The 15,793-nt window shown below is 38.5% G+C and carries 15 protein-coding genes; 9 read left to right on the forward strand and 6 right to left on the reverse strand.

All coding sequences use genetic code 11. From position 1 onward, the window contains the following. Positions 1–47: 47 nt before the first annotated feature. The 3 genes from HMPREF0766_RS18155 to HMPREF0766_RS18165 all read right to left on the reverse strand — a co-directional run bounded on the left by HMPREF0766_RS18155 (position 48) and on the right by HMPREF0766_RS18165 (position 2,950). Complete coding sequence (locus HMPREF0766_RS18155; protein WP_003000550.1) at positions 48–1,280, reverse strand: hypothetical protein; 1,233 nt, start codon at positions 1,278–1,280, stop codon at positions 48–50. Between the two features lie 319 nt (positions 1,281–1,599). Continuing rightward, positions 1,600–2,643: a hypothetical protein gene (locus HMPREF0766_RS18160; protein WP_003000553.1), complete on the reverse strand. Its 1,044-nt coding sequence runs from the start codon at positions 2,641–2,643 to the stop codon at positions 1,600–1,602. A 4-nt stretch (positions 2,644–2,647) separates the two neighbouring features. Then, complete coding sequence (locus tag HMPREF0766_RS18165; protein ID WP_003000557.1) at positions 2,648–2,950, reverse strand: hypothetical protein; 303 nt, start codon at positions 2,948–2,950, stop codon at positions 2,648–2,650. A gap of 86 nt (positions 2,951–3,036) precedes the next feature. Here HMPREF0766_RS18165 and HMPREF0766_RS18170 point away from each other — a divergent pair, with 86 nt between their 5' ends. The 3 genes from HMPREF0766_RS18170 to HMPREF0766_RS18180 are packed head-to-tail and all read left to right on the forward strand — an operon-like array spanning position 3,037 to position 6,090. After that, positions 3,037–3,528 (forward strand): SixA phosphatase family protein, encoded by a 492-nt coding sequence (locus tag HMPREF0766_RS18170; protein ID WP_003000560.1) that lies wholly within the window; start codon positions 3,037–3,039, stop codon positions 3,526–3,528. Between the two features lie 25 nt (positions 3,529–3,553). After that, positions 3,554–5,572, forward strand: coding sequence for a thioredoxin domain-containing protein (locus HMPREF0766_RS18175; protein WP_003000563.1), 2,019 nt, complete (start codon positions 3,554–3,556; stop codon positions 5,570–5,572). 20 nt (positions 5,573–5,592) lie between these two features. Beyond that, positions 5,593–6,090 (forward strand): FKBP-type peptidyl-prolyl cis-trans isomerase, encoded by a 498-nt coding sequence (locus HMPREF0766_RS18180; protein ID WP_003000566.1) that lies wholly within the window; start codon positions 5,593–5,595, stop codon positions 6,088–6,090. Between the two features lie 71 nt (positions 6,091–6,161). Here the strand turns inward: HMPREF0766_RS18180 and mnmC2 are convergent, their stop codons facing one another. Beyond that, positions 6,162–6,827 carry a tRNA (5-methylaminomethyl-2-thiouridine)(34)-methyltransferase MnmC2 gene (mnmC2, locus tag HMPREF0766_RS18185; protein ID WP_003000569.1) on the reverse strand — a complete coding sequence of 222 codons (666 nt, stop codon included), beginning with the start codon at positions 6,825–6,827 and terminating at the stop codon, positions 6,162–6,164. Between the two features lie 58 nt (positions 6,828–6,885). On the opposite strand from mnmC2, the gene HMPREF0766_RS18190 reads away from it, so the two are divergent. Beyond that, positions 6,886–8,127: a dicarboxylate/amino acid:cation symporter gene (locus tag HMPREF0766_RS18190; protein ID WP_003000571.1), complete on the forward strand. Its 1,242-nt coding sequence runs from the start codon at positions 6,886–6,888 to the stop codon at positions 8,125–8,127. A 44-nt stretch (positions 8,128–8,171) separates the two neighbouring features. Here HMPREF0766_RS18190 and HMPREF0766_RS18195 read toward each other — a convergent pair whose 3' ends face one another. Next, complete coding sequence (locus tag HMPREF0766_RS18195; protein ID WP_236590578.1) at positions 8,172–9,059, reverse strand: lipid A-modifier LpxR family protein; 888 nt, start codon at positions 9,057–9,059, stop codon at positions 8,172–8,174. A gap of 256 nt (positions 9,060–9,315) precedes the next feature. On the opposite strand from HMPREF0766_RS18195, the gene HMPREF0766_RS18200 reads away from it, so the two are divergent. From HMPREF0766_RS18200 to HMPREF0766_RS18215, 4 genes are all read left to right on the forward strand, one after another. Beyond that, entirely contained in the window at positions 9,316–9,735 is a 420-nt protein-coding gene (locus tag HMPREF0766_RS18200; RefSeq protein WP_003000576.1) for a cytochrome c maturation protein CcmE domain-containing protein, read from the forward strand. A 24-nt stretch (positions 9,736–9,759) separates the two neighbouring features. After that, positions 9,760–12,228 (forward strand): heme lyase CcmF/NrfE family subunit, encoded by a 2,469-nt coding sequence (locus tag HMPREF0766_RS18205; RefSeq protein WP_003000578.1) that lies wholly within the window; start codon positions 9,760–9,762, stop codon positions 12,226–12,228. Next, the gene (locus tag HMPREF0766_RS18210; protein ID WP_003000581.1) at positions 12,225–12,992 is read left to right on the forward strand and encodes a Rossmann-like and DUF2520 domain-containing protein; all 768 of its coding nucleotides are present in this window, start codon (positions 12,225–12,227) and stop codon (positions 12,990–12,992) included. The genes HMPREF0766_RS18205 and HMPREF0766_RS18210 overlap by 4 nt, the downstream gene beginning before the upstream one ends. Positions 12,993–13,238: 246 nt before the next feature. Further along, positions 13,239–14,792: an FMN-binding glutamate synthase family protein gene (locus tag HMPREF0766_RS18215; protein ID WP_003000584.1), complete on the forward strand. Its 1,554-nt coding sequence runs from the start codon at positions 13,239–13,241 to the stop codon at positions 14,790–14,792. A gap of 40 nt (positions 14,793–14,832) precedes the next feature. Here the strand turns inward: HMPREF0766_RS18215 and HMPREF0766_RS18220 are convergent, their stop codons facing one another. Then, positions 14,833–15,276, reverse strand: a complete 444-nt coding sequence (locus HMPREF0766_RS18220) for a MarR family winged helix-turn-helix transcriptional regulator (protein WP_236590579.1) — start codon at positions 15,274–15,276, stop codon at positions 14,833–14,835. Between the two features lie 108 nt (positions 15,277–15,384). Between HMPREF0766_RS18220 and HMPREF0766_RS18225 the strand changes: the two genes are divergently transcribed. Further along, positions 15,385–15,783 (forward strand): hypothetical protein, encoded by a 399-nt coding sequence (locus HMPREF0766_RS18225; RefSeq protein ID WP_003000588.1) that lies wholly within the window; start codon positions 15,385–15,387, stop codon positions 15,781–15,783. Positions 15,784–15,793: the final 10 nt, after the last annotated feature.

Genomic DNA, 15,793 nt, shown 5'->3' on the forward strand with positions numbered 1-15,793 from the left:
TGTTTAAGATTACACCAAAAATACAAACTTAAAACCTTAAACAGGATCTATTTTAAAGCACTTTCCAGTTTCTGTTTATTAAGTTTGAACTCCCGATACTTAAATTCACCGGACTTAAATCCTATTACAGCACCAAAATCAATGGCCTCATCATCACTTTTCATCGGAAATATAGCTGAACGGTATACATTCTTTTCTACCATGGGTTTAGCTAGAACAACAAAATTAATTCCGTCTTTAGAATAAGCCAGATATAAGGCGTCAGCAGTATATTTTTTAACATTCCCCACTGCCAGACATAAGAAGTAATACCCATCTACATAAGCAGCCTGAATATGCCACGGAGCATAATTTTCATCTACTTTTTTCCAGGGCATATTCACAAAATTCACTATCTTACTTTGCTTAAACAGACTAAAATTAAGGCCATCATTAGAAGTCCTTTGGACAATATAAGAAAGCTCTTTACCTTTAAAATTCTTATTTCCAGTATTTAACTCCACTTCATAGCTCATGAATCTGCTTCCATTATGAATCATTGTTGGTGATAATAAATGATTGTTCTGTGGCGAATATGGAGCATTGCTAGTATAGGCAATTTCCAGAGGAGTCCAGCGAATACCATCTACAGAAGTCTGTTGCACAATTGTTCTGTGTGCATTCGTTTTTAATTTATCTGTGTTATTTTTACTTTTTACACATTTATTTTTAAAAGTCTGTGCTGTTATAAAGCTTCCTCTGTAATACAGATAGAATTTATTATTGACATATACCCAGTCTACATCAGACCAGAATCCCTGTCTTGGATCTTGTTTATTTTCCAGGAAACTTTCTCTTGCCGAAGGTGTACGCATTAAAGGGCTTATAATTCCCAACGGACTGACCCAGTTTAATCCGTCATTGGAAACTACAACAGTAGGGTTCTCATATCGCTTGGATTCCTGAGTAGTACCCACGTACCCGAAGTAAGGCGTAAATACCATCCAGTACTTATACCCGTTAAAGCCATTCGGAAAGTATTGTACGTCCGGATGACAGTAACTGTGATTGGTTCCCGATATATCTTTGAAAAATGCGGATTCAAAACTTCCTGCATAATTCCCATTTGCCGTAACCTGTATGTTAATCTTTCCGATATCCAGCAGAAAGTCAGGGGTATCTACTTTTGGAATAATAGCCTGTAGTGGAGGTACATCCTCCGCATAAAATGAGTCTTCAGATTTAGTACATGCAAAAAACAATGCACAACACAACAGGGCCAAGAAATTATTTCTCCACATGTTTTGACAATGGCTAATAAAATTTTATTATTTCAAATGATCATTTCTATATCTTTAACATAGAAATCAGACCATCTATTTTTTTGTCGAAAATAGAATAAATCCCTGATATCTGATATTCTTTTTTATAATTTGACAAAACTGTCAAATGTGAAGATTTACATTATTATTTTGACAATACTTTAATCAAATTGAACATTGTATAAATACGAAGTCCTATCTCAATGATTGAGATAGGACTAATAGAATTTAACGAGAAATACGCCAGTTAAGCAATATCTTTTTGTTTAAAAATTGCCTTTTAATTTTTTACTTTAGCTTATTTAATAAGCCCAAAATGTTTAGATACTCCATTCATTCCGGAACCAGTTGAACATATAGCTCGATACTGATTGATGGAAGGCTTGTAAGGGTAATACAAAACAAAATTTCCATCATCTTGTAAAGTCCAAAAACCGTAAACATAATTATCAGCATTTGGGACATAAGGTTTAATGTAAGTTATTTTTGCCGCCCAAATACTTCCTACATTTTTTCTATAAATCACTAAGTTTCCATCACTTTGGAAAACTAAGGAATACAAACCTCTTTGGCTTTGATAAGAATTGCTCTGCCATTTAATTTTAGCTGTAAAATTCGGCAGTTTTTCATACAAGATAAGGTGGCCGTCATCCTGCAACTCTAACCAATATCTTCCATTTTTAGAATATACTCTATTTTTCCCGGGCTCGGATGTTAACACCGGAGTGACATCACTTGCATAAAAACTCACACTCATATCAACAAAAGGCATTTCTCCTATTTTCTGCCCCCCTTCTATAAAAGCTTTCTTCCATTCTGCAGGCATCTCTCTCTCAAAAATAGATGGAATTTTACTTTTACTGATCAAAGAATATCTTTTTCCCGGATAAGACTCTTGATTATTCTGTTTTCTATTTGTAACCTTAATTAAAATCTCTCCAACTGGATTCCCTTGAGGATTTCCTTGAAAATTTAAGGCAATATTTTCTGAAAACAGATTGCCGAATAAGCTCGCTTCTGCATAAATGTTTGATGTAGTAAAAGAACTATTATTAAAATTGATAGAAGACAAAATAATTTCTGAATTACTAGATGATCTATATATAAGATCAATTTTTAAATCAACATCCTCATACTTGTTATAATCAGGTCCTATAAGGTCTCTTGATATGTAAACAACTGTTTTTACTTCATTATATGGTAAATTGAGGTCAACGATTACCTGATTTTCATATGATATTGATTTATATAATTCAAACGCATCAACTTTTACAGTTGAGATTTGGGCTTGACATAATACCTGACAGACAAGACAGGAAAATAAAAAAAATAAAGTTTTCATATGTTTAGTTAGTTGGCTTGTTAATAACGTTATTAAATCTTCTCAGTACCGAAATTTTTTCTTTGATTGCTGTATTTTCTACATATAGAGTACTGTCCGACTCATTAAACTTAAATTTACTAACAGGAATTGAAAGTCTTTCTCCCAAGAAGAGCTTTAGATCTTCTATTTCCTTGGAAATTTCATCTGATTCCTTTTTTTTAACTTCACTATTTACAATAGTTTCTTTTTGACAGGATGATATAGCAATAAGCAAACATCCAATTAAAATTAATTTCTTAATTTTTATAGTATTTAAATTAAACACAAATTTCAATACTTAAACAATCATTTCCTACAACCACAGGTTATATTTTATTTTTTTTTAAATTGCTAACCTTAATCGTATTATATATGCAACTTAAAACCCTCTTTATCATACGTCATGCAAAGGCAGAAGAGCATTCTTTTGCCAAACAGGATTTCGATCGTAATCTTATTGAAAAGGGCGAAGAACGTACACATCGTATTGCACAGGAATTAAAAGATATTATAACAATAGATGAGCAGACACTATTCATATCTTCTACAGCTAATCGCGCCTGGCAGACAGCCCAGATTTTTGCAGATGTATTGGGATATCGCAGAGATATGATCCAATTGGAAGACTCCATATATGAATCTCACCACTTTAATATCTTAGAGGTCATTAATCAGGTACCGGCAACAATACATACCGTTTTACTATTTGGTCACAATCCTGGTTTATCAAATGCTGTTGATTATATAACAGATAGACCTGTAATGCTAAAAACTGCAAATGTTGCAGAAATCACATTGCCGGAAGGTTTTGATTTTAGCAATCTAAGTATGAATACAGGCACACTAACCCGGATTCTGGATTAATTCTTTTTTGTACCTTTAGCTTGCTATGTCGAATCAACTGCAATATGAGCACTCTCCTTATTTAAAACAACACGCCCATAATCCGGTACACTGGATGCCGTGGGGAGAAGAAGCCCTCACAAAAGCGAAAACAGAAAATAAACTTATTATTATCAGCATAGGTTATTCAGCCTGCCACTGGTGTCATGTCATGGAACGCGAAAGTTTCGAAAACGATGCTATTGCACAGACCATGAACAAGTTTTACGTGTCTGTTAAAATAGATCGGGAAGAGCGTCCTGATATAGACCAGATTTATATGACTGCAGTACAGCTGATGACCAATGCCGGTGGATGGCCCCTGAATTGTATCTGTCTGCCCGACGGGAGACCGATTTATGGGGGAACCTATTTCAAGCCTCATGACTGGCAGAATATTCTACTTCAGATCGCACAGATGTGGGAACAACAGCCCCTGGTTGCTATAGAATATGCGACGAAATTAACCGACGGAATTCAACAAAGTGAGCGATTGCCTATAAATCCTATTCCGGATCAGTATAACACAGCAGATTTATCCGCTATCATTACACCCTGGGTAGCATTATTTGACACCAAAGACGGAGGATATAACCGTGCTCCAAAATTTCCGTTACCCAATAACTGGCTCTTCCTTTTACGCTACGGCGTACTCGCAGGAGATGAGAAGATCATCGATCATGTGCATTTTACCTTACAAAAAATGGCTTGCGGTGGTATTTATGATCAGATTGGCGGAGGTTTTGCACGCTATTCTGTCGATCCATACTGGCATATACCTCATTTTGAAAAGATGCTGTATGACAACGGACAACTGCTATCGCTGTTTTCAGAGGCCTATCAACAGCGACCATTGCCCTTTTATAAACGTGTAGTACAGGAAACTATACATTGGGCTAATCGGGAGATGCTGGCCGCTAATAATGGTTTTTATTGCGCATTGGATGCTGACAGTGAAGGAGTGGAAGGAAAATATTATTCCTTTTCTAAAAGTGAAATAGAGAAAATACTGGGTGAAGATGCTCCATTGTTCATCTCCTACTTTAATATAACAGCGGAAGGAAACTGGACTGAGGAATCAACCAATATTCCCATTCTTGATCCCGATGCTGATCTGATGGCTTTGGAAGCCGGATATTCAGCGGAAGAATGGGAAACCTGTTTAGCTGAAGCCAAAGAAAAACTATACCGTTACAGAGAGACCAGAATAAGGCCCGGACTCGACCACAAGCAACTTGCCACGTGGAACGCTTTAATGTTAAAAGGATTAACAGATGCTTACCGTGTCTTTGATAATTCCTCCTATCTGGATACTGCAATAAAAAATGCTCATTTTATTATTGATGAATTAATAAAAAGTGATGGACGTATACTTCACCAGCCAAAGGATGCCAATCGGGAAATATTTGGCTTTCTGGATGATTATGCTTTTACGACAGAAGCTTTCATTGCGCTTTATGAAGCCACATTTGATGAAAAATGGCTCGATCTGGCCAGGCAATTAGCAGACAAAGCATTAGAATTGTTCTATGACAGCCATCAAAAAACCTTTTACTATACCGCAGACTCTTCCGGAGAACTCATTGCTCGTAAAAGTGAGATTATGGATAATGTGATCCCGGCATCAACATCGGCCATCGTCCTTCAACTCAAAAAATTAGGGCTGTTATTTGATAAAGAAGATTATACTGCTATTGCTGATCAGCTTTTCGCAAATGTATTTCCACAACTCAAAACATATGGATCAGCTTATTCCAACTGGAGCATTTACCTGCTTGAAGAAGTATACGGTAGTAATGAAATTGCTCTTGTTGGTGAATATGCAGCTATCTGGAGAAAAGAGCTGGATCAGCACTATATTCCAAATAAAATTACATTAGGCGGAACAAAAAGTAAACTTCCTTTGTTATTAAATAGACAAGGTATTGGATCAAAAGCATACCTTTGTAAAAACAAAACCTGCAGTCTTCCACAGGATTCGATTGCATCAATACTGAATTTACTCAATGATAACGGGAATGATTAGTTTCCCATAATTTAACTCTAATGGCAATAGCAACAAACAACGTTGTAACATTAACTTACAAACTTCACACGGTGAAAAACGGTGAAAAAACTTTCGTAGAACAAACCAGCAATGAAAATCCTTTGGATTTCTTATATGGTGTTGGCATGATGCTTCCAAAATTTGAAGAAAATATTGCAGGTCTGAATGTTGGTGATAAAATTGATTTTGAACTTGCTCCGGAAGACGCTTATGGCGAAAAAGACGAGCGTGCAGTCGCACAATTACCAGCTGACATGTTCAAAGAAACAGGTTTGCCTCCGGTAGGTGAAGTTCTGCCTTTACAGGACAATCAGGGTAACCAATTTCGTGCTGTAGTAGTAGAAGTTACTCCGGAAGCTGTAGTAGCAGATTTGAACCACCCGATGGCAGGTCAAACTTTGCATTTTGAAATCGAAATCCTTTCTGTTCGCCCGGCAACAGAAGAAGAATTGTCTCACGGTCATTCACATGGTCCGGATGGCACACACAGCCACTAATTCTTCGGAATAAAACATAACGGGCCTGAATAACTCAGGCCCGTTATGTTTTACAGAGGATCGCAGCGCATCTAATACTTTATCGCTCTCAACATCTCTCTTTTCCCGGGAGCACCCGGAGCTTTTTCGATCTTAAACCCTAAAGCTTTCATACTTCGCTTCAGATTACCGGTAATAGCATAGGTTACAAATACTCCTCCCGGTTTTATATACCTGGCTATATGTCCCAAAGCCTCATCAGACCACATTTCAGGTTGATGAACAGCCGCAAAAGCATCAAAATAAACAATATCAAATTGCTTTTCAGAAGTAAAATCCATTAATAAGGTATGGGCAATATGCAGATTCATCTTCTCTATTACAGGGAGACTACTGCCGAAAGACTTGTCATAGTTATCTGTAAAAGAATGCCAGATCAAGGGATCAACGTAAGCATTGTATCCAGTATCCTTAATGACTTCCAAAGGCAGTGGATATCCTTCGATTCCTACATAGTCTACATGAATATCGGAGTCAGAAACATACTCAGCTGTCTGAAGAAAATTCAATCCTGTACCAAATCCGATCTCCAGAACAGACACTTTTTGCAATCCGGTATGTTTCACATAGAAATCCAGCCCCATTTGTATAAATACATGCTTACTTTCCTGCAGTGCTCCATGCTTAGAGTGATAACACTCTCCTATTTCTGCATTAAATAATGTTTTCGAACCGTCTCCTGTTATAACAAAATCCATTTCTCTAAAATTTTAACAAAATTAAAACAAAAAAAACCTATTTTTATTCCATACACTAATGGAAAACGCAAATAAATCATTTATAGAAAATTATGGCAGCATTCTTTTGCTGTTGTTAGGCATTATAATCGGTTGCCTTATTGGCATCTTTGCTAAAGACATTGTCCCCTATATCAAACCTTTAGGAGACATTTTTCTGAATTTGCTGTTTGTTTCTATCATACCTTTGATTTTTTTTGCTATTTCTTCCTCTGTCGCCAATATTGAGGGCAACCAAAGACTGGGACGCATTATGGGAGTCATGGCTGGAGTATTTCTAATCACCATCATTTTTGCAGCGATCAGTATGATTATTGTGCTGAAACTCTTTCCTATCGAACAGGTTGTAAGTTCGGATCCCACAGCCACATCTCCGCTGATGGACAATAAAGAATCCTGGGGAGATCGTATTGTACGCTTCCTCACCGTAGGAGAATTTTCGAACCTGTTATCACGCCAGAGTATGCTTGCTTTCGTGATTTTCTCATTTCTGGTGGGAATAGCGGCAAGAAAAGCAGACGAAAAAGCCAAATCCTTTATTGTATTCCTCAATGCAGGTAATGAAGTGATGAAGAATTTATTGATTATGATTATGAAATTAGCTCCTGTAGGCCTGGGGGCTTATTTTGCATTTCAGGTCTATGATCTGGGTCCTAAATTATTCGACATCTATGCCAAACCCATGGGTATATATTATGGATATGGCATTATCTATTTCTTCTTGTTTTTCACCATCTATACTTTTATTGCCAATGGCAGAAAAGGAGTAAGCTCTTACTGGAAAAACAATATACTGCCGACTTTTACAGCACTATCTACCTGTAGTAGCCTGGCCACTATGCCTGTCAACCTGAGTGCTTCCCCCAAAATGGGAATTCCGCCTTCCGTCGCAAACGTAGTGATTCCGTTAGGGACTACATTACATAAACATGGCTCCGCCCTGTCCTCTATTCTGAAGATATATGTAGCCTTTGTGCTGATGGGATGGAATTTTTTCGATCCTGCAACCTTGATTACAGCTGTAGGGATCACCGTATTAGTAAGTATTGTAGCAGGTGGTATACCCAACGGCGGATATATCGGAGAAATGCTGATGATATCAGTCTACGGATTACCTACGGAAGCTATTCCGGCCGTAATGATTATCGGAACATTAGTAGATCCGCTGGCAACAGTTCTGAACGCCACAGGAGATACTATGGCAGCAATGCTCGTTACCCGCTTTTCAGGAGAGAAATTTACAAATCAGAATCTGCAATAAATAATTGTAGGACTAGTTTAAAGGTATTCAGGTCGAAATCCCGGTCAAAACCGGAGACCTAAGCGTATCGTCCCGTACTGATGGTTAGAATACATCTTCTTTCCTTCTTTTGTATTAAATACAAATCCCGCATCTACATAGATCTTTCTATTAGACCATGCACCTCCAATATAGTGTTTCATAATATAAGGTTCAATCTCATAAAATTTTTGCTTATCCCGGGAAAAAGGACCTCCCTGAATAGTTGCATTATAAAGCTGATAGGTATAAGATGGTGTATAGAAAAGGTAATACTCATTATCCGTATTTAAAAATCCGCCAGTTTTTGTAAAATGCGAGGTATAATAGTCCGCCAGCTTTCCAAAGCGTAAGGTGACCTGAGCGGAGGCATGTGAAAATGCCATCCCGGCACGTAATGTACCGCCTCCTGACAGCTCAAGCTTATTTGAAGTACTTCTCCATATTTTTTTAGACAGCTTACTCTCCACATCCGCCCCTACAGAAGTATTCAGTTCAGATGCCCAGCTTTCCACCTCATACATGGACAGCAACCGGTGGACATACTTCTGAACCTCCTTGCCCTTGGCACCTTTGCCTATAACATTTACTTCTGCTTTCGCCGTCCACACCCATTCATCTCCGTAAACACGCTGAAACTCCCCGTTCAGAAATAAATAGGCTGTAGAAGGTCTGTCCCAATATAAAGAATTGCCGGCCTGCACTTCAATGCCGTTGTATAACTGATGTCCCAGCTGAAAGGAAAGGATATCCGTCCTTCGGTCACTTTTCTGTTGTAACGGAACGGAGTAAGTAACAATCAATCCATTGGTATAATACCGATCCTGTCCATTCATCAGATACACATCATTATCACTCTGAAATTCCAACAAATGTGGAAGACGTTCCTGCGAAAATGCAGATGACAGAAACATGGTGAACACAACAAACCCGATAGAAAAGCGACAAATAAATCTATTAATCTTAAAAAGCATTGTAATATTTCGGATATAGGTCCACTAATAAGGCAAGTTAAATATTTTATCTAAATTAGAATATCACCTAAGTGTTAAAAAAAGAGCATTTTATTCAATCTGTTTAAAATAATTCTAAATAAGGTCCAGAATTTGGTTTTTTACTTACTTCCATTCGTATTTCGTAATTTTGCAGTTGATTTAGTGCATTTTAAAAATGAAAAAGAGTTCGATCATATTAATTATCATCATTGCGATAGCAATAGCCATGATCTTAGTGATTTACACAGATTCCAGTACATATTCTACGTTTACACAAGCGAAAGAGAAAAAGACAGAACTGTATGTTGTCGGAGTGTTGAATAAGGAAAAGCAACTCCATTACGAGCCGACTAAAGATGCAAATCACTTTTCGTTCTATATGTATGACAATGACAGCACCGAATGTCAGGTCGTATTTAACGGAGCAAAACCACAGGATATCGAACGTTCAGAACAAATTGTATTAACAGGAAAAATGGAAGGAAACGTATTTCATGCGAGTAAAATACTTATGAAATGTCCATCTAAATACAATCAGGATCAGATCGAAGTAACTGAATCTGCGGCTACTCCGAAAACAGCATATATACAATAACTAGCAGTAACATTTATTTAAACAATGGACGTAAATTACGTTGGTGAACATCTACTACCCGGCAAAATAGGACAATTCTTTATTATCCTTGCTTTTGGTTCAGCACTTTTATCATTTATAAGTTATTATTTTTCTACGCGTAATCCTGAAGACAATTCATGGAAAAAAATAGCAAGAATAGGAGTCTGGATAAATGCCACATCTGTTGTCGCTATCGGAGCGATGTTGTTTTATATTATTTACAACCATCTATTTGAATACCATTATGCCTGGTCACATTCGTCCAAAGCACTTCCCACACATTACATTATTTCCAGCTTTTGGGAAGGTCAGGAAGGAAGCTTTTGGCTATGGACATTCTGGCAAGTTGTTCTTTCCAGCATACTATTATTTAAAGCAAAGACATGGGAAAGTCCGGTTATGACCTTTGTCATGCTTTGTCAGGCATTTCTCGCCTCTATGCTGTTAGGTATAGAATTGTTTGGCTACCGGGTAGGAAGCTCCCCTTTCATCCTGTTAAGAAATGCACTTGAAGCTCCCATCTTTAGCGACCCTAATTATCTTTCGATGATCGCTGACGGGAATGGATTGAATCCGCTTCTGCAAAACTATTGGATGGTTATTCATCCTCCGACCCTGTTTCTGGGCTTTGCGTCCATGATCGTTCCGTTTGCTTATGCAGCAGCAGGACTTTGGACCAAACGCTATAAAGAATGGATCATACCAGGACTGCCATGGGGTATGTTTGCGGTAATGATTCTTGGAGTAGGTATTATCATGGGTTCATTCTGGGCGTATGAAGCCCTTAATTTCGGAGGTTTCTGGGCCTGGGATCCGGTAGAGAATGCATCTATTATTCCATGGTTTACCCTTATTGCTGCCGTACACGTTATGGTTGCCTATAAAAACTCGGGCCATTCTTACTTTACAGCCACTTTTTTAGCTTTGGTTAGTTTTGTACTTGTGATCTATGCATCATACCTCACCAGAAGCGGTATTTTGGGCGAAACATCTGTACACTCCTTTACCAGTCTGGGGATGTCCAGTCAGCTTATAGTATTCAATGTGGCATTCTTAGCTATCATGGTCATATTACTGGTAGTGCGCAAAAAAGAAATGCCGAGCTCACAAAAAGAAGAAGATATTTATTCACGCGAATTCTGGTTATTTATAGGAGCATTAGTGCTAACTGTGGCCTGTGTACAGATTATCTCCACTACCTCCATACCGGTATACAATGCGATATTCAAGACTGACGTAGCACCTCCGATTGATCCTATACCTCACTACAACAAGTGGCAGGGTGCTTTTGCAGTAGTCGTACTGATCCTTACGGCATTCACACAGTTTCTTAAATACAAACGTACAGATTCCAGAAAATTTTTCGCAGCAACTATTGCCTCTCTGATCATTGCATTATTGCTGACAGCCGGTATTGTCTATGTCACTAAAATATACAGCAATTTCATGTATATTCTGATTGCATTTGCCAGCATATTCAGCGTACTTGCCAATCTGCGCATTCTTGGAGATGCTTTCAAAGGAAAATGGAGATTAGCCGGATCCGCAGTTGCACATATAGGTTTTGCACTACTCATATTAGGAGCATTGGTAGCTGCTGCTACCAATCAGGTAATTTCAGTAAATAACAGTGGCTATATAGCTGTTGCCGGATTTGACAAAGTTGAAAAACCCGGAGAAAATCTTTTCCTTACGGAAGGTGAGCCCGTGCAGATGGGAGAATACAGGCTGACGTATGTCGGTGATAGTGTAGCCAGTCCCAATGTTTTCTATAAGATCAAATACGAAAAACTAGACGAAGAGACAGGAAAAGTAAAAGAAGAATTTGTACTGATGCCGTTTGCACAGAACAATCCGAAAATGGGTGGTCTGATCGGTACACCTTCGACCAAGCACTATATCACGCATGATATTTATACGCTGATCACAGCTGCACAGGCTGACACCCAATCTCAGGCTGCCGGCAAAGATAAAGAAGAAAAATCCAGCTTCGATGATTACGAAGAACCGGCAACTTATCAGGTCAATATCGGCGATACACTACGTTACCGGAATGGATATTTCGTCATCGAAGGGGTCAATAAGAATGCAACATTAAATAAGATTCCAAAGGCTCCGGATGACGTACTTGTGGGACTTAAAATTAAGGTGGTATCCAAGAACGACAAAAAATATGAAGCCGAACCGATTTTCCTGATTAAAGGTGGAAATACATTTGACTTCAATAAAGATATCGAAGAAGAAGGATTGAGATTCCGGTTTACCAATATTATTCCGCAACAGGATAAATTGGAGATCATGGTCTACCAGAAACCTCTGCCTGAGAAAAAATGGATTGTATTCAAAGCGATCAAGTTTCCGTATATCAACTTTTTCTGGTGCGGAACGATTGTCATGACCATTGGTTTCATTATGTCAATTTATCGCAGAATCAAAGACGAAAAAGTAAAAAAACAACCTGCTAAAGCATGAAAATCGTACTCCTCGGAAGTGGCAATGTGGCTAACCATTTTGCTCTTCGCTTTGATCAGTTAGGATATCAGATTGTACAGGTATATAGTCGTCATAAAGCCAATGCTCAAGCATTGGCTTTACGCTTTAATGCAATTGCTACAGATGATCTGAATACTGTTGATCCGCTTGCAGATCTTTATGTGATTGCTGTAAGTGACGAAGCCATTCCTGAGGTGGCAGTACATTTGTCCAATGATATCAACGGAATAGTCGTTCACACATCCGGAGCTACAGACTTAAGCATTTTACAGGCATTTATGCATTCAGGAGTGCTGTATCCTGTACAGAGTATTTCTAAAAATATAGAAACAGATTTCACACAGATTCCTATTGGAGTAGAAGCCAGCAGCACCAGTACTATGGAAAGCTTGTGGAAAATTGCGAAAGCCTTATCGCATCGGGCATTCGAGTGTAATAGTAAGCAGCGTATGGCCCTGCATGTATCAGCAGTAATCGTAAATAACTTCTCAAACATTCTTTATCAACTCTCTTATGAGATGATGCAGGATAATAATTTATCTTTCGAACTTCTGCTTCCGATTATACAGGAGACTGCTAAAAAAGTACAAAATAAGCCGCCAATTGACGGGCAAACCGGGCCGGCAATACGAAATGACAATATTACGATAAATAAGCATTTAAACTTTCTCAGAGAGAATCCTCCCCTGCAAACAATCTATCAACAATTGACATTGGAAATTGCCAAAAGAAGAGACAAGTAATCGTTTCATTGCAAATCAAACAAATCTTTTCATAACCGTTCAAATATTTCTTTTTGAACAGTATACTTTCTAATTTTGTTGCGTTATTCATTGAAGGAATAGCAACTTATAATGTTGCTATTTTAGCATTCAATTTTAAAAATTTATGCTTTTACCAACATTTATAATTCTACACCACAACTTGCTAGCGTAAATCTTAGCACCCTATTTGCTATAACAATAAAAAACTTTATAACATCATAGATTATGCCTGTTAGAAATCTAATCATCGGAACCATTGCTTTAGTTAATTTCATTATCATTTCCTTTGGACTGATTTTCACTTCCAACTGGTTTTGGTTATTAATTATTCCATTTCCAATGTTACTGATCGCTGTGTACCACACGATCCAAACTAAACATGCTATTTTGAAAAACTATCCATTAGTTGGATATTTCAGATTTTTCTTCGAATCTATTCGTCCGGAAATGAGACAATATTTTTGGGAATCAGATACCGATGGTCGTCCTTTCAGCAGACGTCAGCGTTCTATCGTATATCAACGTGCAAAGAATGAACGGGAGACTGTAGCTTTCGGAATGCAGAGTGATCCCAATGCCATTGGCAATGAATGGGTAGCACACTCCGTCTTCCCTTGCCACATCAACAATCACGACCTGCGCACTACAGTTGGTAACTCACAATGTAAACAACCTTACAGTCTTAGCGTATTTAATATCTCTGCCATGAGCTACGGTGCATTGAGCAAAACAGCCATTACTGCACTGAATAAAGGAGCCGGGCTACAAAACTTTGCACATAATACAGGTGAAGGTGGTATCAGCGAGTACCACGTGAATGGCGGAGATCTTATCTGGCAGGTTGGAACAGGTTATTTCGGATGCCGTAATGAGGACGGTAAATTTGACGACAAGCTTTTTGAAGAAAAATCAAATCGTCCTTATGTCAAAATGATTGAGTTAAAACTATCTCAGGGAGCTAAACCAGGTCACGGAGGTATATTGCCAGCAGCCAAAAACACACCTGAGATCGCAGCGATTCGTCATGTCATACCGGGTACAGATGTAATGTCGCCACCAGCGCACAGTGCATTTACCACACCGGAAGAAATGATGTTGTTCATTCAGCACATGCGCGATCTTTCAAATGGTAAACCAATTGGGTTTAAAATATGTATAGGTGATAAGCAGGAATTCATTGATATCTGTCACGCTATGCAGATTACTCAGATTGTACCGGACTTTATCTCAATCGACGGATCCGAAGGCGGTACAGGAGCTGCACCTCTGGAATTCACCGACAACCTTGGTATGCCTTTATATGATGCACTGACATTTGTCACTAAGACATTGATTGCCTTCGGTCTGAAGAAACATATCAAGATCTTGGTCTCGAGTCGTATTGTAACAGGTTTTGACTTACTCAAAGCTATTGCTCTGGGAGCAGATGCATGTTACAGCGCCAGAGGAATGATGTTTGCCCTGGGCTGTATTCAAGCATTGAAATGTAACGAGGACGTATGTCCGGTAGGAGTTGCAACGCAAAAACCTAATCTTTACAAAGGATTGGATGTAGAAAATAAATATGTGCGTGTAGCGCAGTTCCATCGCAATACATTACGCGCAACTGTTGAAATTATGGAGGCCTGTGGTTTCAAAACATTAAACGATGTTTCAGCAGACAAGTTTTTCCGTAAAGTGGATAACAGAACCACAATGAGTTTTGAAGAGATCTATTTTGGATCGGAAGGAAAGCTGATCAACAGTCATACTGATTTTGCGCCTAAAGTGTTCAACTAATTAAAACAAAAGCCCAATTCGTAGGAATTGGGCTTTTGTTTTACTTGAGGTTCACGTATACCTTGGAAAGTGTATCGTGAGCGCTGTGAATCGCTTCCTGCGATACCCCCGTCAATGCTTCAGAAATCGTCTTTGAAGCCTGCTCCAGTCCCTTATGCTTTATTTGACGACCGGATTTAGTCAGGTAGATTAAGTTAGATCTTCGGTCTCCCCTGTCATTCACTCTGATCACTAAATTCAGTTTTTCCAGATTGTTGATCAACCTGGTCACACTGGGCTTATCCCGAAAGGTGCGGTTTGCCAGTTCTTGCTGTGTCAGGCCCTCTTCCTGCCACAGGTTGTAAAGAATGCTCCATTGTTCTGCGGTGATATTAATCCCCGATTCTTTCAGGTTTTGCTGCAGTCTTCTGGTAAGGGCGGTTGTCGCCTTACCCGTCAGAAAATTAAAAAAATCTTCTGTGTAAATAGCCTCATTGGTAATCATGGTTTTGGTTTGGTTTAAGTTGTTTATGCAAATAAAACAAATCAGTTTTACAATAGCAATTAAAAACATTACTTTTATTACATCTAATATTCTTATCTTTAAAGATATATGGAGCAATTATTTCCCTTACTGATTGGTTTAGCTGTTTTTGCCTATAAAATTTATGAGAATTTTAACAAGCAAAAAAAAGAAGCCGAGCAACGTATGCGTCAGCAAAAAAGACCTGTACAGCAGCAGCATAAGCCACAACCTGTTCCTGCGACACCACCTCATCCGCCCGTTGTAAAAAAAGAAAAATACAGCACCATGAGCCACCAGAAGGTTGTACGGGAGAGTAATGAGGTTCCTGCAGAAGTATTGAAGTTAAGAGAAGAAAGGGAACGTCTGAAATCGGATAAAAAGATACAGGTACCAATTCCTGTATCAGCATCAAAGGAAGAAAAAGTAGTTTTTGACCTCAGACAGGCCGTAATCCAGCAAGCTATACTGGAAAGACCTTATCAATAAGCTCTGAAAT

The organism is Sphingobacterium spiritivorum ATCC 33861, from assembly GCF_000143765.1.
Lineage (GTDB): Bacteria > Bacteroidota > Bacteroidia > Sphingobacteriales > Sphingobacteriaceae > Sphingobacterium > Sphingobacterium spiritivorum.